Source organism: Muricauda brasiliensis (genome assembly GCF_003057865.1).
GTDB classification, from domain to species: domain Bacteria; phylum Bacteroidota; class Bacteroidia; order Flavobacteriales; family Flavobacteriaceae; genus Flagellimonas; species Flagellimonas chongwuensis.
In genome coordinates this window covers 109082-134355 of the sequence record NZ_QBTW01000003.1, presented here as the reverse complement: position 1 = coordinate 134355, position 25274 = coordinate 109082, and the positions used below count along the sequence as shown (strand labels likewise).

Annotated in this window: 27 protein-coding genes; 15 read left to right on the top strand and 12 right to left on the bottom strand. The window is 41.0% G+C overall.

Going from position 1 to position 25274, the window contains the following annotated elements; genetic code table 11:
* Window positions 1-2: 2 nt before the first annotated feature.
* The 4 genes from DCK90_RS02320 to DCK90_RS02305 form a co-directional block, all read right to left on the bottom strand.
* Window positions 3-305 carry a 2TM domain-containing protein gene (locus DCK90_RS02320; RefSeq protein WP_234414576.1) on the bottom strand — a complete coding sequence of 101 codons (303 nt, stop codon included), beginning with the start codon at window positions 303-305 and terminating at the stop codon, window positions 3-5.
* A 44-nt stretch (window positions 306-349) separates the two neighbouring features.
* Window positions 350-628 (bottom strand): 2TM domain-containing protein, encoded by a 279-nt coding sequence (locus tag DCK90_RS02315; protein WP_108244565.1) that lies wholly within the window; start codon window positions 626-628, stop codon window positions 350-352.
* Window positions 629-918: 290 nt separating this feature from the next.
* The gene (locus DCK90_RS02310; RefSeq protein WP_108244564.1) at window positions 919-2247 is read right to left on the bottom strand and encodes a 2TM domain-containing protein; all 1329 of its coding nucleotides are present in this window, start codon (window positions 2245-2247) and stop codon (window positions 919-921) included.
* A 6-nt stretch (window positions 2248-2253) separates the two neighbouring features.
* Window positions 2254-2877, bottom strand: coding sequence for a tetratricopeptide repeat protein (locus DCK90_RS02305; RefSeq protein WP_108244563.1), 624 nt, complete (start codon window positions 2875-2877; stop codon window positions 2254-2256).
* Window positions 2878-3032: 155 nt separating this feature from the next.
* On the opposite strand from DCK90_RS02305, the gene DCK90_RS02300 reads away from it, so the two are divergent.
* Window positions 3033-3635 (top strand): FMN-binding negative transcriptional regulator, encoded by a 603-nt coding sequence (locus tag DCK90_RS02300; RefSeq protein ID WP_108244562.1) that lies wholly within the window; start codon window positions 3033-3035, stop codon window positions 3633-3635.
* Between the two features lie 14 nt (window positions 3636-3649).
* Here the strand turns inward: DCK90_RS02300 and DCK90_RS02295 are convergent, their stop codons facing one another.
* A complete protein-coding gene (locus DCK90_RS02295) occupies window positions 3650-5446 on the bottom strand; it encodes a PorP/SprF family type IX secretion system membrane protein (protein WP_108244561.1) in 1797 nt (598 codons plus the stop codon).
* 245 nt (window positions 5447-5691) lie between these two features.
* On the opposite strand from DCK90_RS02295, the gene DCK90_RS02290 reads away from it, so the two are divergent.
* Together DCK90_RS02290 and DCK90_RS02285 are read left to right on the top strand one after the other, a co-directional pair.
* On the top strand, window positions 5692-6192 hold the full coding sequence (locus tag DCK90_RS02290) for a GNAT family N-acetyltransferase (RefSeq protein WP_234414574.1): 501 nt from the start codon (window positions 5692-5694) through the stop codon (window positions 6190-6192).
* A gap of 169 nt (window positions 6193-6361) precedes the next feature.
* Complete coding sequence (locus DCK90_RS02285) at window positions 6362-6784, top strand: DoxX family protein (protein WP_108244718.1); 423 nt, start codon at window positions 6362-6364, stop codon at window positions 6782-6784.
* A gap of 1 nt (window position 6785) precedes the next feature.
* On the opposite strand, the gene DCK90_RS02280 is transcribed toward DCK90_RS02285, so the two are convergent.
* The gene (locus tag DCK90_RS02280; protein WP_108244560.1) at window positions 6786-8948 is read right to left on the bottom strand and encodes a TonB-dependent receptor; all 2163 of its coding nucleotides are present in this window, start codon (window positions 8946-8948) and stop codon (window positions 6786-6788) included.
* Between the two features lie 212 nt (window positions 8949-9160).
* On the opposite strand from DCK90_RS02280, the gene DCK90_RS02275 reads away from it, so the two are divergent.
* Complete coding sequence (locus tag DCK90_RS02275; RefSeq protein WP_108244559.1) at window positions 9161-9580, top strand: DUF2141 domain-containing protein; 420 nt, start codon at window positions 9161-9163, stop codon at window positions 9578-9580.
* Between the two features lie 141 nt (window positions 9581-9721).
* Entirely contained in the window at window positions 9722-10663 is a 942-nt protein-coding gene (locus DCK90_RS02270) for a LysR substrate-binding domain-containing protein (RefSeq protein WP_108244558.1), read from the top strand.
* A 32-nt stretch (window positions 10664-10695) separates the two neighbouring features.
* Here DCK90_RS02270 and DCK90_RS02265 read toward each other — a convergent pair whose 3' ends face one another.
* Window positions 10696-10893, bottom strand: coding sequence for a hypothetical protein (locus DCK90_RS02265; protein ID WP_108244557.1), 198 nt, complete (start codon window positions 10891-10893; stop codon window positions 10696-10698).
* 120 nt (window positions 10894-11013) lie between these two features.
* On the opposite strand from DCK90_RS02265, the gene DCK90_RS02260 reads away from it, so the two are divergent.
* The gene (locus tag DCK90_RS02260; RefSeq protein ID WP_108244556.1) at window positions 11014-12297 is read left to right on the top strand and encodes a D-alanyl-D-alanine carboxypeptidase; all 1284 of its coding nucleotides are present in this window, start codon (window positions 11014-11016) and stop codon (window positions 12295-12297) included.
* On the opposite strand, the gene DCK90_RS02255 is transcribed toward DCK90_RS02260, so the two are convergent.
* A complete protein-coding gene (locus tag DCK90_RS02255; protein ID WP_394339693.1) occupies window positions 12291-12881 on the bottom strand; it encodes an NUDIX domain-containing protein in 591 nt (196 codons plus the stop codon). The two genes, DCK90_RS02260 and DCK90_RS02255, sit on opposite strands and share 7 nt — an antisense overlap.
* A 120-nt stretch (window positions 12882-13001) precedes the next feature.
* On the opposite strand from DCK90_RS02255, the gene DCK90_RS02250 reads away from it, so the two are divergent.
* Entirely contained in the window at window positions 13002-14558 is a 1557-nt protein-coding gene (locus DCK90_RS02250) for a M81 family metallopeptidase (protein ID WP_108244554.1), read from the top strand.
* Here DCK90_RS02250 and DCK90_RS02245 read toward each other — a convergent pair.
* The 4 genes from DCK90_RS02245 to DCK90_RS02230 form a co-directional block, all read right to left on the bottom strand.
* Entirely contained in the window at window positions 14555-15208 is a 654-nt protein-coding gene (locus DCK90_RS02245) for a DUF2461 domain-containing protein (RefSeq protein ID WP_108244553.1), read from the bottom strand. The two genes, DCK90_RS02250 and DCK90_RS02245, sit on opposite strands and share 4 nt — an antisense overlap.
* A 71-nt stretch (window positions 15209-15279) precedes the next feature.
* A complete protein-coding gene (locus DCK90_RS02240; protein WP_108244552.1) occupies window positions 15280-16080 on the bottom strand; it encodes a TIGR00266 family protein in 801 nt (266 codons plus the stop codon).
* Between the two features lie 63 nt (window positions 16081-16143).
* On the bottom strand, window positions 16144-16689 hold the full coding sequence (locus DCK90_RS02235; protein ID WP_108244551.1) for a hypothetical protein: 546 nt from the start codon (window positions 16687-16689) through the stop codon (window positions 16144-16146).
* Window positions 16690-16700: 11 nt separating this feature from the next.
* The gene (locus DCK90_RS02230) at window positions 16701-17156 is read right to left on the bottom strand and encodes a DUF4442 domain-containing protein (RefSeq protein ID WP_108244550.1); all 456 of its coding nucleotides are present in this window, start codon (window positions 17154-17156) and stop codon (window positions 16701-16703) included.
* Window positions 17157-17324: 168 nt separating this feature from the next.
* Here DCK90_RS02230 and DCK90_RS02225 point away from each other — a divergent pair, with 168 nt between their 5' ends.
* The 8 genes from DCK90_RS02225 (at window position 17325) to DCK90_RS02190 (ending at window position 25207) form a co-directional block, all read left to right on the top strand.
* The gene (locus tag DCK90_RS02225) at window positions 17325-17807 is read left to right on the top strand and encodes a DUF4870 domain-containing protein (RefSeq protein ID WP_108244549.1); all 483 of its coding nucleotides are present in this window, start codon (window positions 17325-17327) and stop codon (window positions 17805-17807) included.
* A complete protein-coding gene (locus tag DCK90_RS02220) occupies window positions 17807-18601 on the top strand; it encodes a nuclear transport factor 2 family protein (protein WP_108244548.1) in 795 nt (264 codons plus the stop codon). Before DCK90_RS02225 ends, DCK90_RS02220 begins: the two co-directional genes overlap by 1 nt.
* A 245-nt stretch (window positions 18602-18846) precedes the next feature.
* Window positions 18847-19176, top strand: a complete 330-nt coding sequence (locus tag DCK90_RS02215; protein ID WP_108244547.1) for a PadR family transcriptional regulator — start codon at window positions 18847-18849, stop codon at window positions 19174-19176.
* A 9-nt stretch (window positions 19177-19185) separates the two neighbouring features.
* Entirely contained in the window at window positions 19186-20931 is a 1746-nt protein-coding gene (locus DCK90_RS02210; RefSeq protein WP_108244546.1) for a PspC domain-containing protein, read from the top strand.
* A 124-nt stretch (window positions 20932-21055) separates the two neighbouring features.
* Complete coding sequence (locus tag DCK90_RS02205; protein WP_108244545.1) at window positions 21056-21778, top strand: head GIN domain-containing protein; 723 nt, start codon at window positions 21056-21058, stop codon at window positions 21776-21778.
* A gap of 108 nt (window positions 21779-21886) precedes the next feature.
* Window positions 21887-22897, top strand: coding sequence for a dipeptide epimerase (locus DCK90_RS02200; RefSeq protein WP_108244544.1), 1011 nt, complete (start codon window positions 21887-21889; stop codon window positions 22895-22897).
* Window positions 22897-23940, top strand: coding sequence for a PLP-dependent aminotransferase family protein (locus DCK90_RS02195; protein ID WP_108244543.1), 1044 nt, complete (start codon window positions 22897-22899; stop codon window positions 23938-23940). Before DCK90_RS02200 ends, DCK90_RS02195 begins: the two co-directional genes overlap by 1 nt.
* Before the next feature lie 64 nt (window positions 23941-24004).
* Window positions 24005-25207, top strand: a complete 1203-nt coding sequence (locus DCK90_RS02190; protein ID WP_108244542.1) for a C40 family peptidase — start codon at window positions 24005-24007, stop codon at window positions 25205-25207.
* Window positions 25208-25274: the final 67 nt, after the last annotated feature.

The following is a 25274-nucleotide window of genomic DNA, read 5'->3' as shown; positions in this document are numbered from 1 at the left end:
GACTATTTCCATTTATTGTTCTGTTCATCTTCACGCATAAACTCTTCTAACTTGCGTTTTTCCCATTGCTTACCAAAAAAGGGATTAAGGTCAAATGTTTTAATCGCATGAAAAACAATTCCGATTCCCCAACCAAAAGCGGCCCACAAGAACCACATATAGCCAAAGCCCGTAGTATAGTAATTTAGAATTGCCAATCCGGCTATTACAAACACATAGGAAGTTACATTCCCATAAAACTTTTTGAGCTCCTGAACACGCTCACGTGCCCTTACATATTTGTTTTCTTTATCTATAGTTTCCATGGTATTGTTGTTTGATGTGATGTTGTAGCTAAAAATACTCATTCTTAAAATTCTTTATCGTTCATAAATTCCTGAATCTTACGTTCTTCCCAATCTTTACCAAAAATGGGATTGTGTCCATAAGCGGTCATCCAAAGACTGACCAAACCAAATCCCCATCCAACGGCGGGAAAAATGGCCCAAGGAATATCGGTGGTCCTATAATTGATGTAGATCAAAAGTGGAATTACCACGCAATAGGCAATTAAGCTATGATAAAAGGATTTAAGGCTCTCCACTCTTTCTTTTGCTCTTGTGTAACGGTGTTCGTTTACATTTTTCATGACTGTTCGGTTTTACTAATTGATTACAGGTCAAATATCAGAATAGCCTGGGGCAAAAAGAAAAGTGAATTCCCGAACTGTAATTTTAATGGGATGAGTTGTAGTTGCAGGGGTTACAGGTTATAGGTTACGGGGTTACGTGAGGGTTGAGGGTTGAGGGTTGAGGGTTGAGGGTTGAGGGAAGTTCGTGAAATTTTCGTGATTGCAACCCATATGCTGAGTTCATTTGACCCACACAATTCGAAGACGGAAATTAGAGTTCTGAAATCTGACAACTGAAATATGAATTCCTAGAAATCGTCCTTCTCCATTAACTCCTTGATCTTGCGCTCCTCCCAACGTTTCCCCCATAATGGATTATAGCCAAAAGCCGCCATACCGTGAGCCGTAAGTCCAAATCCCCAACCCAACGTAGGGAAAAAGGCCCATAAAAATTCAGTAGTACGAAAATTGAGCCACCATAAAAAGGGAATCACGATACAATAGGCCATAAGATTGCCGTAGAAGTCCTTAATATTCTTGACCCGCTCCTTGGCGTTGGCATAGCGTTTCTCTTCAAGATAGCTCTCCTGTGTCTCTAGAACCGTATATTTTTGGGTGAGCATGGGTATAAAAACCATGAAATCACTTTCCGTTTTCTCAATGATTACTTCACGTTCCGTGAGGATATTGTACCGTTGTTTTATGTTTTGGAGCCCTACCCCGCTGCTCTTTTTAACCACCTGTTTTTCTTGGAGGTTGTTGCTTACCACCAACATGCCATTCTGTTCAAATACTTTGATATGCAATGGCCGGGAAGAGGTAACCACATTGTGCTTTACTGCGTTTTCCAACAAAAGCTGTAATGACAGGGGCACTATTTTTGCTTCAGGCTGGGAGGAATTATCCGGGATATCGAAAATAATACTGTCTTCAAAACGCATCTTAAGAAGTCTAACATAGGTTCGGGCAAACTTCAACTCTTCATCAACCGTAACCAGGTCCTTGTTTTTCTGCTCCAGCACATATCGATATACTTTGGAAAGCGATGTGGTGAAATTTTGTGCCTGGTGCGGGTCCTCATCTATCAAACTGGTCAACACATTAAGGCTATTGAACAGAAAGTGGGGATCCAACTGATTTTTCAATGCATCGAAACGCGCCGATGCCGACCCGGCAATTATCTTTTGCTCCTTTACCTGTTTTTCCTTGTAGTATTTGTAGTAGTAGGCAGCATAGAACATCAATGCCACCGCCATAGAAATGATAAAGGAGCTTACATAGAATTCAGAACGTTCCTCAGCAAAAAACTGGTTTATGGATTTATCATATACCAGAACCATTAATACAAATCTGGAAACAATGATTCCAAGTATGGAAGCTATAATATTCCCTAGAATGCCATAACCAACATACTTTTTGGTAAAGAGCTCCTTATCGTACTTGCGCATTAAAAAGATAAAGGAGGCCGCATTGAACATGTAGATTATAACGGAAAAAATCATATTCTCCCAAAACTCCTCCCACAGTTGCTGATACGTAAGTTCCCATCCCTTGATAAAGAAAATAATGAGAAAAACTATAAAAATAGCTATCCCCACTAAAAATGCTTTTACAAGTTCTTTTATAAAGAGTTTCATGTTTTTCTATTTACCGCAACTTTTCAACACCTCTTCCGCCCTTTCCTTCCCCCAGGCAGGGTAAAACGGAGTTTCGGATTTAAAGGTAGCAAAAAGTTCCAAGGCCCTTTCCACATCTTTGCAATAGGGAGTAATGTCCTTTCCAAAATAACGGGCCGACCCCATGTCCCATTCCGCTTTGGAAAGTACTACCCTTGGATTGTCGGGCGCTATTTCCAATGCTTTTTGATACAATTGTACGTTTTTAGGGGAAAGTGTCATTCCATACGTGGCACCATCAAAAGCGATCCATGCCGTATTGATCAGGGCTTCCTGAATCAAAATTTCTGGATTGTCCGGAGAAATAGCCTTGGCCACATCCAAAAACTCTTTGGCTTTTTCCAATTGTTTGCTCAATTTTTCCTCATCCTTCTCCCCAAAAGAAATTACTGTATTGATCTGTGATACGTAGTAATAAGGCAACCATTTATCCGGTTCGGCCGTTGCGATACGTTCGAACAAATTTGATGCTTCCGTAGTTTTTTGGTTTTGCCATAGCTCAAAAGCCTTTTCCATTCCGCTGGAATAGCGGTCCTGAGCGTTTACAAATGTTGACCCGATAAGTAAAATTGCCAAAATAAGTTTTTTCATGACTGTTGTTTTATGATTATTGATGCCACAAAGGTGTTCTGAAGAGAGCTTTTTTTAAAAGAAGGTTTACCCAACTGTGAACATTCGGGGATGAACCGTAGTCCATCGCAACTTAATTTATATTTTAGCTTTCCATTTAAAATTTAAGCACGCCCATGTACACCCCTCCCCATTACAGCAATAATAACATTGAAGAAATCAAAGCTTTTTTAAAGCAAAACAGTTTTGGTATTTTGATTAATATCGTGGACAATAAACCATGGGGAACCCACATTCCCTTGGAACTGGAAACCGATGGGCAAGGAAACGATATTTTGGTAGGACACATAGCCAAAGCCAACCCACAGTGGAAACATTTTAAGGATGAATCCGAAGTGCTTTGCATTTTCAATGGACCTCATGCGTATGTATCATCATCGTGGTACAAGGAGGAAGAAGTACCTACGTGGAACTACATTGCAGTTCACGTATACGGAACCTTAAACATTCTTTCTGAAGAGGAAACCATGGCATCGATGCACCGATTGGTCGACAAATATGAGAAAGATTCTAAAAAACCGATTTCGCTTAAAAACATGTCCTCGAAAACCCTTCGACAGATAAAAGGTGTGGTAGGATTTCAGATAAAGGTTTCGGATATTCAGGCAACATATAAATTGTCGCAGACCCGTTCCGATGATCATCAAAAAATAATATCTGAACTAAAAGAACGCCCTGACTCGGGGAGCCAGGGCATTGCAGGATTAATGGAGGACTAAAAATTATTGATTGATTATTCGATATCCTGAAAAATAGCGTCGGCCCAGTTGGAATACCTTGAATTTTCCACGTGCATGATCCAAATCTCGTCTTGGTACTTGCCTTTCATCTTTGATTGATACGCCTGGTAAGCCAATTCATTTTGGTCGTACTTTGCCAAATAGACGTAGTTGAGACCATTATCCGGGTTCTTAAAGTATTGTGCCTGTATCCCTTTGCGCTTCAATTCTTCCATGAAGTTTTTCAGGTAGGTCTCATTTTTAAAGACATTTGCCACAATGTAATGTCCTTGCCCTACACCTTCTAGATTGATGTATTTTTCAATGGGCTTGAACGCTCCGCCGTTAAAGGTTCCCTCGCTTTTCTTCTCAATACTTTTGGACACCACGGGCTGGGTGTTTACTGCCAAAGCGGAAGCAGTAGAAGCATCAATGGCGTTGTACAAGGAGTCCAAGTCTTTGCTATCGGCCATATACAGCTTTTGGGCTTTCTCCTTTATATCGGGAATCTCGTCACCATTGTGCCGTTTTACCAAGCGCATGACCATCTCAAAACGCTTTTCCATGTCTTGTTCCCGACTCTGTTTCATGGAATCCACTTTATAAAGTAAGTCGTCTATTACGGCATAACTGTCTTCTTGCTTTTCTTGTAATTCGGCTACTCTTTCCTCCCAATAGGCTCTTTCTTCCGTATTGGTGGGGCGCAAAGTGGTTTCAACATGCAGTTTACTGCTTTGTTCCGTCTTTTTGGTTTCCTCTCCTGCAGCCGCTACAGCTGTATTCTCAATTTTCTTTTTCTCTATATCTTCTTCATCATTGGAGACGAATGTATTTTTGGAAAGATTGGGCACAAAAGAGTATGCAATGGAAATTTCGTGGGTCACACCAAGATTGGCTATACTATTCACTAAGCTCTTCTCAAAATTATAGCCGAAGGACAACCGCTGGTTTAAATTGAACCCCGTTCCTGCGGATGCACCATAAAATTGATCATATCCAGCTTGTACCCAACCCAGTTTTGGAAGGTCAAAAATAATCCCTCCGCCGAAAACAGGATCTTCACTGCCTTCAAAACGAGCTCTTGCCAAGGGCATTAATCGCGCATCCTCAAAAATACCCTTACCATATTCCAATTGGTGAACATACTGAATGTGGCCAGAGAATGTTTTTTGTTTGAACTGGGTCAGCGATTCACTGGATTTTAAATTAAAGTCCACCAAATTCTGGGCAAAAACGCCAAAATCAAACTTGCCCAAACTAAGGTTCAACCCGGGTTGAAAAGAGATAATGGAACTTTCGCTAGCTTCGTTCAAAAAAGGGTCTTCTTCCAAGGCAACAACCCTACTCGGGTCATAACTGCTCACATAATAGGGAATATTCACGCCAAAAGTTAGGCTGCTCTCTTCCCCCAACTGAATTCCATGGGAGTAATTGGCCATTATGCCCAAATTGGAGATTATGCCAACTCGCTGATTGTAAAGGCTTAGGCCCAAGCCAATTCTATCGTTCAGCCGGCCGCTATAACTCAAAAAGTAGTTCTGACGGTTGTTGGTAAAATCTGCACTTTGACTTCGATGAAAAAAATTGATGTACGATTTGTCCTCCCGAATGGATGAAAAAGTGGGATTGATCAAAAATCGGTTGAATTTCAACAAATTTTGAAACGGTACATCGTAACTTACATTGGGACCATTTTGCTCTTGGGCCTGCAATGGAAGACCAAGAAAAATAATGACCAGAAACGCAAATAGATAACGCTCACATGGGTACGGGAATGTAGTTTGGGGAAACTTGGGTAGTTTTATCTCCATAGCCGATTGGAATTTGTAGGTTAAGTTGCCTGATTGGGACAGGCCAATATGTTTTTAAGTTTGTAATTCGCAAGATTTGGGACCTTGTAAGAATTTTATGACTAATCTAATGTAAAACTAAATATTTTATCGTCCAACTGGTAATTTTTTCGTTGAACAGCATAGTGAATTGATAGATAAGCAGTTTCTGTCGATAAAAAGTGCTTTTGAGTTTACGGATGTTATTGAAATTCAAATTATTTTTAATGGCAAAAACGAAAAATAACCTCAAAATGGATGCCTCTTTTACCATTGTCCCCTATTCCGAAGCTTATAAGGATGCATTCAGAGACCTGAATGAGGAATGGATTATCAAATATTTTCAAATTGAGGAAATGGACCGTCTTGCTCTACACAATCCGAAAAGCTACATTTTGGACAAAGGCGGATATATTGCAGTTGCCTTATTGAATGAGCAACCGGTAGGGGTTTGTTCCTTGATACCTTGTATTTATGACGGGTACGATTTTGAACTTTCCAAGATGGGTGTCTCTCCTACTGCACAAGGCAAAGGAATAGGCAAACTATTGGGCCAGCATATTATTGAGAAAGCAAAACAATTGGGCGCCAAAAAATTATTTTTGGAAAGCAATAGAAAATTGGTTCCAGCCCTTGCACTGTACAAAAAACTCGGCTTCGTGGAAATGGCCAAGGTCGCATCTCCATATGCCCGCAGCGATATTCAGATGGAATTGATTTTGGAGTAAGTAGTTCTTTGAGTGACTGCTTTCAGATATAAGTTCGTTTAATGACATGGTTGATATTTTTAATTGATTTCACTTAAAATTCAAATATCATTATCAATATTTATGTGAAAAAATTAATATACCACTTAAAATGAGTATCTTATGTAAGCAATCCACAAACTTCAACCACATGGGTCTCATAAAAAAGCTCAACAAGTGGGCCAATGCCCATACCTATCTTTTACTCGATTTAATCCGAGTTTTACTCGGTGTCGTTTTTTTTGTCAAAGGAATCGAGTTTATGTCCAATTATGAGGAAATGGAGCGGTTGGCAAAACCGTTCCAAGATGTTCCCGGAGGAATGATTTTTCTTCATTATCTAATTCCCGCACATTTTGTTGGCGGTATCTTGATTACCGTTGGTTTACTCACCAGATGGGCCGCCATTGCACAGTTGCCGATTTTGTTCGGTGCTATCCTCACCAACTTTATAGGGGTAATGAACACTAACTATCTAATGTTGGCCATTATTGTTTTGATAACTTCCTTATTCTTTATTGTATATGGCTCAGGTCGACATTCTGTCGACTATTACCTCAAAATGCAGCAGTAGCCTATAGATTATCCAGCTGATTACTTTTACCATCGGTACTTATCGTCCAGAAGAAACCTACGAAGAAAAAGCTGTCCGCCGGAGGGGTTATGGCCCTTCTATTGTACACTCCTCTCACATCAGGAGTGTTGGCATACTGATAATTGCTCACGTTATTTAGGCTCAACAGATTGCTTACGGAGAAGTATAGGATTTTTTGTTGGTCGATAAGATAGGCCCAGTTAAAGCTCAAGTTATTGTACGATTTGGTTTTCTCTTGCATAAAACCAGGGTTGTTGGGATTGTGATAAGGCCTTCCCGAACCGTAAGAATATGACAACCCCACTTGCGAGCGCAACTTGTCCACCCAATATTTGGTTACGAGCGAAGCATTGTGCTTTGGTGCAAAGTTGGGAGTGGCCCGTTCAGGAAAATTTTGGTAGTCTCGCTCGGTATCCAAATAAGAATAGGAAAACCAGTAGTCCAAGTTTTTAATACTCTTACTGTCCCTCCAAAATATATCAATACCTTGGGCATATCCATCCCCAAAATTGCTATATATGGAATTAAACTGTGGCATCTCGGAATCATATTTCACCAATTGGTCATACGCCTTATGGTAGACCTCTGTCCTAAAGGTTTTTCCGTTGTTTATGTATTGATAGTTAAGAATATAATGGGAAGCTTTCTCCATGGACAAGCTACCATCAAACTTGAGAACACCTGAAAGCGGTCTTTGATAAAAATCGCCGTAAGCCAAAGAAAACTGCCCATTCTCGCCTGCTTTATAGGCCAGTGACAGTCTTGGAGACACTTTAAACTCATCCAACAAGCTACTGTGCGTGCCTCTAACACCCAGTTTCATGGCAAACTTATTGCTCAAATAGATATCGGATTCAGCAAAACCTGCCCAAAGTCCATCGGTGTAACCATTGGTAAATTCATCAATATTTACATCTGCGTAAGTTTCATCGAATTTGGTGTGGAAATATTCGGCCCCAAAGCTCAAATCGTATCGATTGCTAAAGTTTTTATGAGCCTTTACCTTAAGGTGTGAAGATGTTTCCTTACTGTCCACATTGGCCTCATTAATGCCAATATCGTTAGTGTCCCATGCAATGGAAGCTCCCGATATAAGGCTCCAGTCATTCCCAAAATAGTATTTATAGGATGAGTTAACATACAGGTTGTTGTTTTTCAGACCAAAGCGTACAAAATCATCAAAATTGATGTCCTCTTGTTCAATATCCAAATTGGAATGGTTAAAACCTGTGTACAGTTTGAACATACTTTTTTCGCCTTTGCTCCTAAAGACGGCTTCACCCGAAATAGATTCATAAGGGCTTTTCCAACGAACACCTTGGGTGGAAGGAATCAAGGCTTCGTATGGCGCAAGGTTCATATAGGATGTATTGATACTCAACGATTGGTCGCCCCAAATCTTGGTATGCCCGAGGCCACCACCAACGCTCATTATGGAGATTTCCGTTTGCTCTTGCAAGGGAACGTCCGTAGTATTTAGCAATAATACACTAGAAAGGGCCTGACCGTACTCAGCAGAATATCCTCCGGTACTGAAAGAAATACCTTTGAACAAGAAAGGGGAGAATCTACCTCGTGTTGGCATATTGTTCGCTGTGGCATTGAATGGTTGAAAAACCCGAAGTCCATCTATAAAGACCTGTGTTTCGCCCGCTGTGCCTCCCCTTACAAACAATCTACCATCTTCATTAACCGTGGTAGTTCCCGGGAGGGTCTGTAACGCGGCCACAAAATCACCAGTAGCGCCCGCAGTGGTCACAATATCGAGTGGTTTCAATACGGATGCCTTGGAATTGTTACCGGCTTCAAATGTACCGGCGGTCAAGGTAACTCCCGTTAATGAGTTAACGGATTCCATCAATTTTATGTGCAGATTTTGAAAATAGGACACATCACCGGCCTCATAATGAGGTTCAAAAGACAACATGGAAACAATGAGTGTTTGAGTACCCTCCTCCGTGGTCTCAAAACTAAAATTCCCGTCCTTGTCCGAGGAAGCTCCATCATAGGTGCCCTCCAGATAGATGTTGGCCCCTTCAATAGGATTGTTCTTTGTATCGGTAATTTTTCCTGAGATGGTTTGCTGGCCAAAAACAGCGCCGGCACAAAGTAATAGGGTAACAAGTTTGATAAAGATTTTCATGACTTTTTGTTTAGATTGATGCCCCAAAATTGCTTTCACTCAGGTTTTTAAACCAAAATGAAGTGCCCAATTGTAGATTTTTACCTCCGAATTGATTTCCTGATTATCGATTGCAGTTCACTCCAAAAAATCGACATTTCGGTAGGTTGAAATTTTTTAAGAGTCACTTCTTTTGAAACTTTGGAGTATACAAAACATCAAAAACAACCATTATGAAAACTGTAACACTAGCATTAAGTCTATTTTTAGTAAGCATCGTTGGCCTGGCACAAGAAAAAACCGGCGTGGACATTACCATCACTATCGATAATATCACTAACAACGAAGGCAAGGTACTCGCGGGGCTACACACCGAAGACACTTTTATGAAAGGACCCGGAGTACAAAATTTACAAAGTGAGATTAAAGAGGGGAAAGTCATTCTAACATTTGCCAACGTAGCACCGGGCAACTACGCCATTTTGGCCCTACACGATGCCAATGACAACAACCGAATGGATTATCAAACCAATGGAATGCCCAAAGAAAGCTATGGCATGTCCGGTAATGATATGACCATGGGACCACCTAGCTTCAATAGTGCCAAGTTTACCGTTGGCGAGGAAGATATGGCGTTTACCATTCGATTCTAACTCTAAAAACATCATCAATCAAAAGAAAGCCTGCCATTGCGCAGGCTTTTTATTTGCGTATAGTAATGGTACAGGATTACGCTTTTTCTATAGATTAACCTGATGGTTTTTCATACTTTTATCCTCTAAACTTATAATTGAATGACCATTACCCAACTTCAATATGTGCTGGCCGTTGCTGAACACAAGAACTTTACCCTGGCCGCGGAAAAGAGTTTTGTAACCCAACCTACATTGAGTATGCAGGTTCAAAAATTGGAGGACGAACTCGATGTTCTCATTTTTGATAGAAGCAAAAAACCTATAACCATCACAGAAGTTGGTAAAAAAATAGTTGCCCAAGCTAAAAACATTGTTGCTGAGGCAGAGCGCATTAAAGACATTGTAGATCAAGACAAGGGCTATATTGGTGGGGACTATACCTTGGGAATTATACCCACGGTAATGCCAACATTACTCCCAATGTTTTTGAATTCGTTCATTAGGAAATATCCAAAAGTAAACCTCATTATAAAGGAACAATCTACCCAAACCATGATCAAAAATATTATGGATGGGCATTTGGATGCCGGGATAGCGGCAACTCCCTTGGAAATTGAATTTATAAAAGAGCGCCCTCTTTATTATGAACCCTTTGTAGGATATGTACCCAAGAATCACCGTTTGGCAACCGAAAGTGAGCTCACCACGAGTGATTTGGATGTAAACGACGTACTTTTATTACAAGATGGGCATTGTTTCCGTGAAGGGGTCATCAACCTATGCAAAGCCTCCAAAAACCTGCGTGGGGAACATTTTAAAATAGAGAGCGGAAGCTTTGAAACTTTGGTTAGCTTAGCGGACGAAGGTATGGGAATGACCTTATTGCCCTACTTGAACACTCTACACCTTGATAAAGACAAAGCTGCAAACCTTAAATCTTTCCAAACTCCTTCCCCTGCCCGGGAAATAAGCATGATATACCATAAAAGCGAACTAAAAATACAGATAACGGACGCATTAAGAGAAGTTATCTCCAGTATTGTTCGCGGAGCAATTGCTTTTCAGGACGTGAAAATCATCAGTCCGTTGTCCAAAAATTAAAAGAGCCGCTTTTCAGCGGCCCTTGGTAGTGTTTAAGTTTTTAATAATAATAGTGTTGAATGTAATTCTGGTTTGTCCACAATATAAAATTGCAACCAGATTTTCAATTCCTCTACTTCACTGGGCAACAATCTAGAAATAGCTTTCTGAAGCTCCCTAGTGAAGAGTTTAGCATCAAAACTCACCTTTTGAAGGATTGTTTTGGTGTAATCTAACATAGCTCTAGGCATATCAATTTGATTAAATTGGGTAAAAAGGTTGTGTTCTAAATTACTAAAAAAGGAGGTTTAAAAAGCTAACTTGCAGTTAAAAATTGAATATCTTGTTGTTAAATTCCATCTAAAAATCATATGCTCAAAACATATAAAAATCAAATCAAAATACTGATTTTCAGATATTTCACCATTGCCACCTTATTGACCAGTTGCAGTTCAGTCAAAAAAACACTTAATTCAAAAATAGGGAACGACAAACTTCAAAATTCCTTCCATGGCTTGGTTGTCATCGATGCAAATAGTAGTAAAGAAATCTATAATTTGAATGGCGATAAATACTTTACCCCGGCCAGTAATACTAAGATTGTGACTTTTTACACGGGTCTTAATTTGCTTCCCAAACATATCCCGACCCTAAAATATTTGGTTGCCAATGACACTGTATTTGTAGAAGGAACCGGCGACCCATCTTTGCTTCACCCCTATTTTATGGACAGTACTGCTATTAATTGGCTGAAAAACCAAAGAACTATTGCTCTTTACACCAAAAACCATGATGAGCAACGGTACGGACCTGGTTGGGCCTGGGAAGATTATGACACCTATTTTTCGCCCGAAAAATCCGCGATGCCCCTTTACGGTAATGTTACTACGATTTCAAACAACGCTGATTTGGAGGTTTCCCCTGACTATTTTGAAAATCAAACTGTAGTGAAGGACACAACCATAAAAAGAATCGAGTTCAAAAACCAATTCTTTATTGCCCCAATGGAGCAGGACACTTTGGAAGTCCCTTATATGACCAGTGATAGTTTAACGAAGCAATTATTGGAAATAGCCACAGAAAAAGAGGTTTTCTTGACCCAACATTTCCCCAAGGGAGAAAAACAAATGTTGTATGGCATGGAGACGGATTCCATATACAAACGGATGCTATTGAAGAGCGATAACTTTTTGGCGGAGCAATTGTTACTTACCGCTTCGGGGATGATTTCCGATACCTTGAGCACCAAAAGGGCCATAGATTATATACTGGATAATCAACTGAAAGATTTGGAGCATCGCCCACGCTGGGTGGATGGTTCCGGACTATCACGCTATAATTTATTTACACCAAGGTCGTTTGTTCAGATACTTCAAAAACTATACAACCAAATTCCGGAAGAGCGCCTCTTTGCGCTATTTCCCATGTGGGGACCAAATAATACGGTGGAGCACTGGGAAGACCCAACCACGGAACCTTTTCTATTTGCTAAATCCGGTTCGGTGGGGAACAATTATAATTTGAGCGGTTATGTAAAGACGAAATCGGGCAAATTGCTCATTTTCAGTTTTATGAACAATCATTTTAGGTTACCCTCCAAAGAAATCAGGAAAACCATGTACGAAACTTTAAAAAGTCTATATGAAAACTACTGATCGAAAATACCTTGGATTTGAGCATATTGTAGCAGCATGATTGTTTTGGCATCCTTGATTTCGCCGGACTCCATCATTCCAATGGCTTCCTTAAAATCAATTTCCAAAACCTCGATATTCTCTGTTTCGTCCTCGGCACCGCCGCCATCACTGATTTTCATACCATCTTCATAAGCACCAATAAAAAAATAAAGGATTTCGGTAACGGAGCCTGGAGACATATACGCTTCAAATACTTTCTTCACCTTATCAATTTTATAACCGGTCTCCTCCTCTACCTCCATTTTTATGGTCTGTTCGGCGTTTCCCTTTTCCAAAAGTCCCGCGCAGGCCTCGATCATCATTCCATCCTCATTCCCGTTCACGTAGGTGGGCATCCGAAACTGCTTGGTAAGCACCACCTTGCCCTTTTCAATATTATACAGAAGAATGGCAGCTCCATTGCCCCTATCGTAGGCTTCACGGGTTTGTTTTTCCCAAACCCCATCGTCCCGTAAATATTCGAAGGTGATTTTCTCCAAAGTATACCAATTGTCCGAAAGCAACTCCCGCTGCATGTTTCTGATTTTATTGTTCTTCAAAATGATTAAGTTTTGTCTAAATATAGTTCTTATCCATTTATATAGATGAATCACTTCTCCTTTTGACAACATCACAATATTGTCGATATTTATACTTTAGTAAAACCGACCAAACCCAATACCATGCGAAAGCCCATACTATTTCTTTTTCTTTTTTCCATTTTGATAGGTTGTGAGAAAAACACCGAAAAAAAACTGCCCCGAATAGCCATTGCAGGCCTGGGTATCGAATCCAGTACGTTCTCACCTGCCCTAACCCATGAAGAAGCCTTTCACCCTAAAATCGGGGATTCGATATTTAACCGTTATCCATTTATGGAAGCTGATTCATCTTTGAGGCAACGGGCCGAATGGGTCCCCACTTTAGTGGGAAAATCCTTGCCGGGAGGTACCGTTACCCGAGAAGCTTACGAATCGTTGGTTGAAAAAACTCTTTCCATGTTAGAAGAAAACTTGCCGTATGATGGTCTTTTCTTTGATATTCATGGTGCGATGAGTGTTGTAGGGTTGGACGACCCTGAAGGCGACCTCATCAAAAGAATCCGTGAAGTGGTCGGTACCCATGTGTTGATTTCCACTTCAATGGACTTGCACGGCAATGTTTCCAAACGTTTGGCACAACACTCCGACCTGATTACTTGTTACCGCATGGCGCCCCATGAAGACGCTACGGAGTCACGCAAGAGGGCGGTGGAAAACTTGGTCACTAGATTGGAAACCGGAAAAGGTAAACCAAAATATAAAGCTTGGGTTCCCGTTCCCATCCTACTGCCCGGAGAAAAAACGAGTACCCGGGTGGAACCGGGTAAAAGTCTATACGCCAAAGTACCCGAAGTTGAGCAAAAAGAAGGTGTAATCGATGCCGCAATTTGGATTGGCTACGCTTGGGCCGACGAACCCAGAAACCATGCCGTGGTAATGGTTACAGGAGATGACGAAAAAGCGGTTACAGAAAGTGCGGAGACATTGGCCAATAATTTTTGGGATGTTAGAGAGGAGTTTGAGTTCGTCGCCCCAACAAAATCATATGAGGAAGCTTTGGAAACTGCCCTTGCCAGTGACAAAAAACCTTTTATGCTAAGCGATATGGGCGATAACCCCACCGCAGGTGGCGCAGGGGATGTCACTTGGACCCTGACGGAACTATTAAAACGAGAAGAGTTTCATAAAACCGATGGCAAATCATTGATTTATGCCTCCATTCCTGGGCCTAAACTGGTCGAGGAAGCCATAAAAGTTGGTGTTGGTGAACAAGTCAGTGCGCCTGTTGGGGCCGAAATAGACGATAGGTATGCCCCACCACTGGAATTGACAGGTGAAGTGACCGCCATAAAATATGGCGACGTTCATGCCGAGACCGAGGTCGTGGTAAAAGTGGGCAATGCCCATGTGATTGTGACAAAAAAGAGGAAACCGTACCACCGAAAATCAGATTTCACCAACTTGGGACTTACACCAAGTGAAACGGACATTATCGTGGTGAAAATCGGTTATTTGGTTCCCGAACTTTACAACATGAGGGGCGACTGGATCATGATGTTGACCCCCGGCGGTGTAGATCAAGACTTAGAGCGTTTGGGGCACAAAAGAATCATTCGGCCTATGTTCCCTTATGATAAGGATATGGAACGCCCAGACCTATCGGCCCGTTTGATAGAAGCTTCGGACAAATTGGACTAAACAGTAACTGCTTGGTTCAAATATTGACGAAAGGGCAGCATTTCCTTGTAAACCTCAATGATTTTTTCCTTGAAATCATCTCGGAGCACATCCTTTTTGGTCAATTTATATTCCACGGCAAAGGTTTTATTACGCAATAATTCTATGTGTGGATGGTCATTGGAAAATCCTTTTGGGGATGACACCAGTTTTTCGTCTTCATAAAGACCACCGAACATCTTTTTGAAAGAAGGTTTGTCCAGTATCTTTTGCAGTTCCTCTCCATTATAATCAATGGCATCCCGGATACTGCCAAGGGTTTTGGAGTCTGGTCGCCAGCGACCTCCGGCCAACAAGCAATTTTTCAAACCTATCTCTATATAAAAATCGGCCGAATTGGGAGCTTTATCCAACCCTGCACCAAAATGATCTTTATAAATGGGCTTGTTCGGGTGGAACATCAAATTATTATTGATACGGTTGATGCCCTTTTTGCCCGGAGTGGGGTAATAATCATCATGGAGCTGGGCCATGGTGATGTCCAAATCATCCAACCAAGTGATGAAATCGTTGCGGAGGGATTTGTACCATTTACGGTTCGCATCCATCCATTCCTTAGTATTGTTTTGTTGCAATTCTTCCAGAAAGTGGAACAGGTCTTTGAAATTCATAGACACAAAAGAAGTGATTTTTTCAGAAATCAGATATCGGAATTCAGACACCGTATTCCTAACTCCTAAAATTAAAACCTGTTATCGCCATCGAGCAAATCACCAAGACCACCTAAGATGCTGCCTTCGCCCTTGTCCTTTCCACCACCACGAGGAGCAGCGGCCCACACACGGCTGGCCAACCTACTAAATGGCAAGGATTGGATATAAACGGTTCCTGGTCCGCGCAGCGTAGCAAAGAAAAGTCCTTCTCCACCGAACACCGAGTTTCGGATGCCCCCGATAAACTCAATATTATAATCCACGGTCTGGGAAAAACCGACAATACAACCGGTATCCACTTTTAATACCTCGCCTGGAGCCAATACCTTTTTGGCCATGGTGCCTCCGGCATGTACAAAGGCCATTCCATCGCCTTCCAACTTTTGCATGATAAAACCTTCCCCACCAAAAAAACCACGTCCCAAACGTTTGGAGAATTCAATACCAACGGAAACACCTTTGGCAGCGCACAGGAATGCATCTTTCTGGCAGATGAACTTTCCTCCTTTTTCAGATAGGTCGATGGGAACGATTTTACCCGGATAGGGCGAAGCAAAGCTTACCTGTTTTTTACCTTGACCAATATTCAGGAAAGCGGTCATGAAAAGGCTCTCTCCGGTTAGCAAACGCTTGCCCGCGGAAAACAACTTGCCCAAAACCCCGGTATCTTGGTTCGAACCATCACCAAAGATGGTGTCCATTTTAATATCGGAGTCCATCATCATAAAACTGCCTGCTTCGGCAACAACAGCTTCTTGTGGATCCAGTTCTATTTCCACATATTGCATTTCTTCGCCGTAAATCTGATAATCTATTTCGTGTGCGTTCATTCTGTATGGATGTTTTTTGATTTCTATTTATATGTTGGGGAAATTGTTGTTTTGTTACAATTTTTAATTACACATTTCCAACGCTCTTTTAATCTCCTTTTCGAAATTTTCTTCGTTAACAGGTAATTCTAATAAAATTGATTCATAATCAAAATTATATCCCCGATTAGGTCCAGTTGAACCTCCATTTTTTGTGGGACTAATTTCAATATGCTTTTTATTTCTAGAGATTGAAATCATTTTCGAATCTTGCATCTGCTTTTTAATTGATTTTCTGCCTGTTAGTTTGGAAACGACATCAAAAGGCTTATAATTTTCAAAGTTTACTACTCCCCATCTAGATTGATCCAAATGTTCTGAAACAATTCTAGCCAGTTCATTGTGTACGTAATTTTCTTTTTCAATTTTACTTATAATATCGGTATGAACTCCCGGACCATTTTTTAATGTACATATTGTGGTAACTAAAAAACAATCAGGGTACTCAACAACATTTGCACGTTGCCATTTAGGCAAACCCTTGATTTTGAACTTTATTTTGAGTTTAAGATTTCGGAAAAATTGATTAAACCTAATCTTATAAATAATTCTACGAGTTTTCCAATCCATTTATCTTGCAATTATCCCTTCACCTTAACCGTCCATTCGAAATGAAAGGTGGACACTTCTACCCCATCTTGGTTGACCCCTACGGCTTTCATCCAGCAGGTTTGTCCCTTCCCAGTATCCACGGTTTTTTGTATAGCATCGGCAATCAGTTCCCCATCGTCGCAGGTGAAATTGATGCGTCCCGTAGCTTTTTTGGTAAAGCTGGCTTTGTTGTTGGCTACGAGCATGGACACTTTTTTACCACTTTTCTGGATTTCGTTCATCACTAAAGCTCCTGTACTCAACTCGGCGGCCATCCCCTGAACGGCCCAAAACATCGATTTAAATGGATTCTGATTCATCCATTTGAGCTTTACAGTGGTCATTGCTTTTTTATCATCAATATATTTAAGCCGCACCCCGCACCACCATGCAGAAGGGAGCTTCATAAATGTGAACATATTGATTTTACTGGGTGTAAGTGCCATATTATTTATTTAAGTCTGCTTAAAAATAGGTAAAAAGATGGTATCAATTATTGTTAATTTTTTGTTAAATGATAGTACTTTGCTTTGCATAGTACCATCTTTTGGATATATATTTGCATCGTAAGCTAATAGGTTTACCATTTTACAATCAAAAAACATCAATCAAAAATGGCAACTGCAATCACCAAACACGAACGAAATTTATCCGCGATCATCCACGCGTCCATGTTCTCGAAGTACTTTATCCCTTTTGGAAACTTTATACTTCCGTTGATCTTATGGACCGCAAACAAAAAAGAGCATGCGTTTGTCGACTATAACGGCAAACAGGCTCTTAATTTTCAAATTAGTATGTTGCTTTATTCCATCGTGGCAGGTTTGGTCACTATCCCATTCTTTATTGGATTTTGGCCAGACTTGTTCGATTGGAACTTTTTCGGGTTTCACGGATTGAGCGACATCAACAATTTGAATTTTCATATCGACAGTGACGATTTTATGTTCGGAAGATGGATCTGGCCGGTGGGTATTTCTGGTTTTTTACAATTGGCCTTGGCCGTTGTAAACATTGTATTTACCATTTTGGCCACTATAAGGACCAACGAGGGAGAGTATTTCAAATATCCGTTCACCATTAAATTCATCAAGTAATGAAGAACCTTAGATACCTATTTGGAATTTTGACCTTATGCATGGTGAGCTCAACACAAGCGCAGGAACCAGCAACATCGGAACTCTACCTCTTATTGAAATCCAAGGACAGTTTATTGTTCGATGCCGCTTTTAATAGATGCGATGTAGAAACCATGGAATCTTTGTTTACCGAAGATTTTGAATTCTACCACGATAGGGGTGGTTTTACAGACGGAAGAGAAGCTTTTTTGAAGCCGACCAGAGAAAACTGTGAAAAAAGAGAACCTTCGGCACCACAGTATTCCAAAAGAATATTGATAGACGGAAGCCTTGAAGTCTACCCCCTTAAAAAGGATGGAGAAATCTACGGGGCCATTCAACATGGTGTTCATCGTTTTGAATTTTTAAATGAAAAAAACGAATATCAAAAAGGTGATATCGCAAAATTTACACACGTTTGGATGCTAATCGATGGTGAATGGAAAATTAAAAGAGAGTTGAGCTACGACCACCATTTGATGGAAAGCGAAGATACCACCGAAGCCATTACAGTATCTGAAGAGATATTGGATTCTTATGAGGGAAACTATACATCCCCGCAAGTTGGTACGGTTCAAATTAAAAAAGACAACGGTACGCTTCTATTGGTAACGGAAAGAATGCAAGCGACGCTCTTCGCAAAAACAACGGACACCTTTTTTATGAAAGAGCGACCTGTGCAATTTAAATTTATTGTATCGAGCAATGTAGGTGTAGAAAAAATGCAAATCATCGAAAACGAAAAAGTTGTGGACGAAGCACAACGGGAATAAAATCAATCATTCATCATAAAAGGAGCTTAATCACCTCCGACATATTCATCATCAATCAAAGAAAAGGAGTTTAAACATTAATCAAAAAACGAAAAAAACAATCATCAATCAAAGAACCGTTTCCACTCCCCTGCCCAATTCAGGGGACTGGAGTGGGAACGAAACCAAACAAAGTTTGGAGAACAAGAAAAAACTGTTAATCAGATGCCGAACCCAGTTCAGCATAAATTTAGAACCATGAAATTATGAACATAGAAAACACAAAAGCACAAATGCGCAAGGGGGTTCTGGAGTACTGCATTTTGTCCATTCTTAGGGATGACGACAAATATGCCTCCGAAATTCTGGACGCCCTAAAGGACGCAAAGATGTTAGTAGTGGAAGGTACCATATATCCTTTGCTCACAAGGCTAAAGAACGCAGGATTGCTCAACTACCGTTGGGAAGAATCCACCTCTGGGCCACCACGTAAATATTACGCGCTCACCGAAACAGGCCAATTGTTCCTTAACGAACTCAACGGCACCTGGGACGAACTTAGAAATGCAGTCAATCTGGTAACCAACACAAAATAGTATCAAAAAATGAACAAGACAGTAAATATAAATTTAGCAAATACGCTCTTCCATATAGACGACGATGCGTATAACAAGCTGAGACGGTACTTGGAGTCCATAAAACGCTCCTTTTCCGGTACCAAGGGAAGCGACGAGATCATTGCCGATATTGAGGCAAGGATAGCAGAGCTCTTTCTCGAAAAAATGGAGAACGAGCGACAAGTAATCACCCATAAAGAAGTTGATCAAGTAATCGATGTAATGGGCCAGCCCGAAGATTACATGGTGGACGAGGATATTTTTGAGGACGAACCCAAAAGGAGCTACGCTGAACCTACTCCAGGCAAAGCTAAAAAGCTCTACAGGGATATCGACCACAAATATATTGGTGGTGTCTGCGCAGGTTTGGAACACTATTTGGGCATCGATGCCCTTTGGGTAAGACTCATTTTTATTCTATTGGCCGTATTTACAAGTGGTTTTGGGCTTATCGCCTATATACTACTTTGGATTTTGGTCCCCGAAGCAATTACCACTTCCCAAAAGTTGGATATGCGGGGGGAGCCCGTCAACATCAGCAATATAGAACGCAAAGTTAAAGAGGGGTTTGATGATGTTGCCGACAAGGTAAAAAGTGTTGACTACGAAAAGGTGGGCAACAGGGTCAAAAGCAGCTCCAAGACCTTTTTTGATACTATCGGGGACATTATCCTGTTCCTATTTAAATTATTCGGTAAGTTCATCGGTATTATATTGGTACTGGTCGGTGCGGCAAACCTAATTGCACTGTTTATCGCCATAGTAACGCTCGGCGCATTCGATGCTTCCAATTTCCCGATCATAGACCTTTACAATACTATTATCGAGGCTGGTATAATTCCAGTTTGGGCCACCTTGTTATTCGGTTTCTTCGCCTTTGGGATTCCATTCTTCTTTGTGATGTACCTAGGGTTGAAGATCTTGGTAACCAACCTAAAGTCCATCGGGAACATTGCAAAATTCTCCTTGCTGGGACTTTGGTTGATCTCTATAGGAGCATTGATTGCCCTCGGAGTGAAGCAAGCTGCCGAATTTTCATACACCGGAAGCGTGAACCAAAATGAAGAAGTCAACTTTACTGTTCCATCGGATACCTTGATCATTACCATGAAAGATGCCGATATGGATTACGATCGTGATGATATTCATTTTGGTAGGATGACCTTCGGTTATGACGAAAACGACGACCGAATTTTAATGTCCGACGAAATTGATATCAAAATAAGAAAATCGGATACGGATTCCATCAGTATTAATATTAGAAAGGATGCAGATGGAAGCTCTACACCAGCAGCACGTGACCGTGCTAGGAACATAGAGTACGCCTACACGGTAGATGGCAATGAGATTGTCTTGGACAAATATTTGACCACCGAGATATCGAACAAGGCCAGAAACCAAGAGGTTACCGTAACTATTTATGTACCAGAATCCATGACGGTCCACTTTGATGATAACACAAGCCGATATATTGGTAGGGGAATTGATAACGACCAAGGTTTTTATAGAAGTGGCATGGCCGGCCAACACTGGTTAATGAACAATGATGGGGAATTACAGTGTTTGGATTGCCCCGAAGATGACACCGATGACGATGATTCTGATGGAAATGGAAGAATAATCATCAATGAAGATGGCATAGATATTAACATTCAGGATGCTGAAGATTCCGTTCAATTGAAAATCGATGAAAACGGGGTAAATGTTAAAGCCAAAGAAAAAAGTAACAATTGAGTCACTTAATTCGTCAATTCAGTAGATCATTATTTAAAACGCACACATAAAAACGGACATTTACACTGAAATTATTTTCAGAAAACACTAATTATCACAATCAATCAATACTAAAACAACAATCATGACAACACTAGCAAGATTAGCAATCGCCGCACTCCTATCCCTCTTTGCATCCTCATGCATGATGGATGTGAACTTCGGCAACGGAAAAACAGGTAACGGCGAAGTCGTAGAAGAGAGTCGAGATGTAAAAGAGGATTTCGACGTCGTATCCGCCTCGGAAGGTATCGATGTATTCGTGACCCAAGGCTCTGACTTTCACATTACCGTCGAAGCCGACGAGAACATCATCGACCTAATAGGTACCGACATTAAAGATGGCAGATTAAAAATCCATGCTATTGAAAATATCGGACGTGCGACCAAAAATGTATATGTGACCCTACCGGAAATTACTGCTTTGGAAAGTTCCAGTGGTGCAGACCTTATCGCCCAAAATGTGATAAAGTCCGAGAATATTGAATTGGATGCCAGCAGCGGTGCCGATTTACATGTTGAGATTATGGCCGGCGAAGTTTCCGCCGATGCCAGTAGCGGTGCCGATATTAGAGTATCAGGTCAGGCAGATGCCCTTTTTGCGGATGCAAGTAGCGGTTCTGATATTAAAGCGCAAGATCTAATTGTAAAAAGATGTAACGCTGATGCCAGTAGCGGAGCCGATATTTCCGTGAATGTTTCGGAATCCTTAGTGGCCGATGCCAGCAGTGGAGCGGATATCAAGTACACTGGTGATGCCAGCGTTCAGACCAAAAAATCCGTTTCGGGCAGTGTAAGCAAATATTAATCCAATTCCCTTTACATATGCAAAGGCCCATTGATTTTTCAGTGGGCCTTTGTTTTTATAATGTTTGTGTGAAACCCTATCTTAGCATGATTACAATACCAAAAAACTATGCAGATAAAGCTCAAAAAATATATCCTTCAACTAGCACATACCTTTACCATTTCCAGAGAGTCCCGGGACGAGCAAGACACCTTGATTGTTTGTCTTTCTTTAGATGGAAAAACGGGTTATGGCGAAGCCACTTCCAATCCGTATTATAAAATTACCATTGAAGGGATGATGGCCGAGATAGAAGCGGTCCAAGATCAAATTGAAAATTATGAATTTGACTCTCCCGAAAACTTTTACGAGTTTTTGGAGTCACTCGACCTTCATAAATTTACGCTTTGTGCCTTGGATTTGGCCGCGAACGATCTTTATGGCAAGCTAAAGGGCAAACCGCTCTACGAAATCTGGGGAACTTCCAACGAGAAATATCCAATGACCAACTATACCATCGGAATAGACACCATCGATAAAATGGTGGCCAAACTCCAAGAGAAACCATGGCCGTTGTATAAAATTAAGTTAGGAACTTCGGATGATGTTGCCATAGTTCGCGAATTGCGCAAACACACCGATAGCATTTTCAGGATAGATGCCAACACCGCATGGAGCGCAGAGGAAACCATTAAGAATGCGCCGTTATTGAAGGAACTTGGCGTAGAGTTTTTGGAACAGCCACTCAAGGCCGATGATTGGGAAGGAATGTCCTTGGTGAAGGAGCAATCCGTTCTTCCGGTCATCGCCGACGAAAGTTGTATTATAGAGAGCGATGTGGAACAATGCGGAGGTTATTTTCACGGTATTAACATTAAATTGACCAAATGCGGGGGGCTCACCCCTGCCCGCCGCATGATCAAAAAAGGGCGAGAGCTTGGGTTACAACTTATGGTGGGCTGCATGACAGAGTCTACAGTAGGCATTTCAGCCATTGCACAACTATTGCCACAGTTGGATTATGTGGATATGGATGGTGCCATGCTCCTAAAAGGTGATATCGCCAAAGGTGTTGAAATTTTAGAAGGTGGAAAAGTGGTGTTCCCCAAGTTACCCGGTAGCGGCATAGAATTGCTCTAATGGCCTATCCCATTCAAAGCATACCTGATAGACAAATCCTAGTGAACGGAAAACTCCATTTATATTTTGGGGGTACCTCCTATTTAGGTTTGCAAAACTATGAACCGTTCAAAACATTGTATTTAAAAAATGTATCCAAATACGGACTGCATTATGGGGCTTCCAGAAAATCGAATGTACAATTGGACATTTACGAAGAAGCTGAAAATTATTTGGCGAACTGGGTTGGCAGTGAAGGTTGTTTGATCATGTCCAGCGGCTATTTGGCAGCGCAATTGGTCGTACACAAGCTATTAGCCCAGGGCCATCCCGTATTTGCGGCACCCAATGCCCACACCGCACTATTAATACATGGTGTGGAACAAGCCAGGGACTTTGAACAGCTTTTAAACGCTGTGTCAACGGCAACAGATTCCGAGAAATTGCCTGTAGTTCTTTTTGACACCATAGATTTTTCCGGTAAACAATTTCCTAATTTTCAGGATTTGCAAAAACTGCCTTTGGAAAAGATAATTCTAGTGGGGGATGATTCACACGGTATTGGCATTATTGGAAATCATGGGAATGGTTGTTATCAAACCCTAAAGAAATTGAAGCCGGCGAATCTTTTTGTATGCTGTTCCTTAGGAAAAGCGCTTGGCATACAGGCAGGAGCAGTGTTTGGTGATAAAGCCGGGATTGAAAACCTCAAAAACACTCCCTTTTTCGGGGGGGCAAGTCCTGCATCACCAGCATTTATGGCAACACTGTTAGGAGCCGAACAAATATACTTCGGACGCTTACAAATACTTGAGGAAAACCATCGGTACTTTATAAGTTTATTGAAAAACCACTCCTTTTTCTCGCACATGGAGGGACATCCTACTTTTGAGTTTCAGGATATCGGAATGGCAACAGCCTTGAACAAAGATGGGTTTGTTTTTACCAACTTCAATTACCCTAATGAAAATGGGCCTTTGGTAAGTCGTATTGTGCTTAGCGCCTATCATAACAAAAACGACATTGAAAAATTGATTAGAAGTGTTAATGAGCATGTTAGTTGAGAAGCATTTCTCTTTTATTGATTAATTTGCGGATACCAACACATTTTAAATACTAACTCACAGAATGAAATTTACCCACTCCCTAAAAACTGGAATGCTACACCTAGCATTGACAAGCCTTCTTTTTATATCATGTCAACAAGAGAAAGCCGAAGAAGCAAATAAAGTTGATTCAATTATAAACTCGGTGAAAGAAACCTATGCACCAGACAAGCGCGTAGCTCTTTTTGATATTCAATCTGAGAAGAATTCTTCGGGTTATGTTATAAAGGGCAAAACCAACCTTCCAGAAGCCTTGAGTGCTTTTAAAAAAGAGTTGGATTCCCAAAAAATAGCATACACGGACAGTATTGAGGTATTGCCTTCAAAAAAGTTAGAGGGAATGATTTACGGGGTAATCAATAATTCCGTTGCCAACCTGCGGTCAAAACCTGCCCATTCTGCAGAATTGGTCACACAGGGCACCTTGGGAATGCCTCTAAACGTATATCAAAAAGAGAGAAGCTGGTACCTTATCCAAACTCCGGATAAGTATCTCGGGTGGGTCGATGCTGGTGGTATTGAATTGATGAACAAGGAGGACTTTGATGCCTGGCAAGCAACTGACAAGGCAATCTATACGAATACTTATGGGAAGTCTTACACCTCAGCTGATGTTGGTTCTGAAGTCGTTTCCGATGTAGTTGCCGGGAATATTTTCAGTTTGATTGCCGATAGCGGCAATTTTTATCAAATAAAATATCCGGATGGACGGGAAGCATATCTGCCAAAAGAGGAAGCTAACACTTTTAACGAATGGAAATCCGGCTTGGCATTTACGAAGGAAAGTTTGGTCGAGACCTCCAAAACAATGCTCGGTGTACCCTATTTATGGGGAGGTACTTCCACCAAAGGTGTGGATTGTAGTGGTTTTACCAAAACTGTTTATTTAATGAACGGAATGATCATCCCCCGAGATGCTTCACAACAGATTCATGAAGGAACTTTGGTTGACGATTCAAAAGATTTTGACAAACTGATTGCCGGAGACCTTTTGTTCTTTGGACGCAAAGCCACTGATTCCACTTCGGAACGTGTAATCCATGTGGGAATGTGGATTGGCGACAACCAGTTTATTCACTCCGCCGGAAATGTCCATATAAGCACTATGGACCAAAATTCTGATGATTTTGATGAATATAATTATAATCGCTACCTACGCACCAAACGTATTTTAAATGAAACAGGTGAAGGGCTATTGTACCTGACCAAAGAGGATGTTTTTTAATTCTAGACAAATCTACAAATATCAAAGGCCATCCGATCGGATGGCCTTTTTTCATTAAAATATATAA

Excerpts from the sequence above, each read along its gene's own strand:
- DCK90_RS02215 (WP_108244547.1), top strand. The coding sequence starts at position 18,847 with ATGAACATAGAAAACACAAAAGCACAAATGCGCAAGGGGGTTCTGGAG.
- DCK90_RS02285 (WP_108244718.1), top strand. The coding sequence starts at position 6,362 with ATGGGTCTCATAAAAAAGCTCAACAAGTGGGCCAATGCCCATACCTAT.
- DCK90_RS02190 (WP_108244542.1), top strand. The coding sequence starts at position 24,005 with ATGAAATTTACCCACTCCCTAAAAACTGGAATGCTACACCTAGCATTG.
- DCK90_RS02205 (WP_108244545.1), top strand. The coding sequence starts at position 21,056 with ATGACAACACTAGCAAGATTAGCAATCGCCGCACTCCTATCCCTCTTT.
- DCK90_RS02195 (WP_108244543.1), top strand. The coding sequence starts at position 22,897 with ATGGCCTATCCCATTCAAAGCATACCTGATAGACAAATCCTAGTGAAC.
- DCK90_RS02240 (WP_108244552.1), bottom strand. The coding sequence starts at position 16,080 with ATGAACGCACACGAAATAGATTATCAGATTTACGGCGAAGAAATGCAA.
- DCK90_RS02245 (WP_108244553.1), bottom strand. The coding sequence starts at position 15,208 with ATGAATTTCAAAGACCTGTTCCACTTTCTGGAAGAATTGCAACAAAAC.
- DCK90_RS02210 (WP_108244546.1), top strand. The coding sequence starts at position 19,186 with ATGAACAAGACAGTAAATATAAATTTAGCAAATACGCTCTTCCATATA.
- DCK90_RS02305 (WP_108244563.1), bottom strand. The coding sequence starts at position 2,877 with ATGAAAAAACTTATTTTGGCAATTTTACTTATCGGGTCAACATTTGTA.
- DCK90_RS02315 (WP_108244565.1), bottom strand. The coding sequence starts at position 628 with ATGAAAAATGTAAACGAACACCGTTACACAAGAGCAAAAGAAAGAGTG.
- DCK90_RS02275 (WP_108244559.1), top strand. The coding sequence starts at position 9,161 with ATGAAAACTGTAACACTAGCATTAAGTCTATTTTTAGTAAGCATCGTT.
- DCK90_RS02310 (WP_108244564.1), bottom strand. The coding sequence starts at position 2,247 with ATGAAACTCTTTATAAAAGAACTTGTAAAAGCATTTTTAGTGGGGATA.
- DCK90_RS02200 (WP_108244544.1), top strand. The coding sequence starts at position 21,887 with ATGCAGATAAAGCTCAAAAAATATATCCTTCAACTAGCACATACCTTT.
- DCK90_RS02220 (WP_108244548.1), top strand. The coding sequence starts at position 17,807 with ATGAAGAACCTTAGATACCTATTTGGAATTTTGACCTTATGCATGGTG.
- DCK90_RS02290 (WP_234414574.1), top strand. The coding sequence starts at position 5,692 with ATGGCAAAAACGAAAAATAACCTCAAAATGGATGCCTCTTTTACCATT.
- DCK90_RS02270 (WP_108244558.1), top strand. The coding sequence starts at position 9,722 with ATGACCATTACCCAACTTCAATATGTGCTGGCCGTTGCTGAACACAAG.
- DCK90_RS02230 (WP_108244550.1), bottom strand. The coding sequence starts at position 17,156 with ATGGCACTTACACCCAGTAAAATCAATATGTTCACATTTATGAAGCTC.
- DCK90_RS02250 (WP_108244554.1), top strand. The coding sequence starts at position 13,002 with ATGCGAAAGCCCATACTATTTCTTTTTCTTTTTTCCATTTTGATAGGT.
- DCK90_RS02280 (WP_108244560.1), bottom strand. The coding sequence starts at position 8,948 with ATGAAAATCTTTATCAAACTTGTTACCCTATTACTTTGTGCCGGCGCT.
- DCK90_RS02235 (WP_108244551.1), bottom strand. The coding sequence starts at position 16,689 with ATGGATTGGAAAACTCGTAGAATTATTTATAAGATTAGGTTTAATCAA.
- DCK90_RS02320 (WP_234414576.1), bottom strand. The coding sequence starts at position 305 with ATGGAAACTATAGATAAAGAAAACAAATATGTAAGGGCACGTGAGCGT.
- DCK90_RS02265 (WP_108244557.1), bottom strand. The coding sequence starts at position 10,893 with ATGCCTAGAGCTATGTTAGATTACACCAAAACAATCCTTCAAAAGGTG.
- DCK90_RS02295 (WP_108244561.1), bottom strand. The coding sequence starts at position 5,446 with ATGGAGATAAAACTACCCAAGTTTCCCCAAACTACATTCCCGTACCCA.
- DCK90_RS02300 (WP_108244562.1), top strand. The coding sequence starts at position 3,033 with ATGTACACCCCTCCCCATTACAGCAATAATAACATTGAAGAAATCAAA.
- DCK90_RS02260 (WP_108244556.1), top strand. The coding sequence starts at position 11,014 with ATGCTCAAAACATATAAAAATCAAATCAAAATACTGATTTTCAGATAT.
- DCK90_RS02225 (WP_108244549.1), top strand. The coding sequence starts at position 17,325 with ATGGCAACTGCAATCACCAAACACGAACGAAATTTATCCGCGATCATC.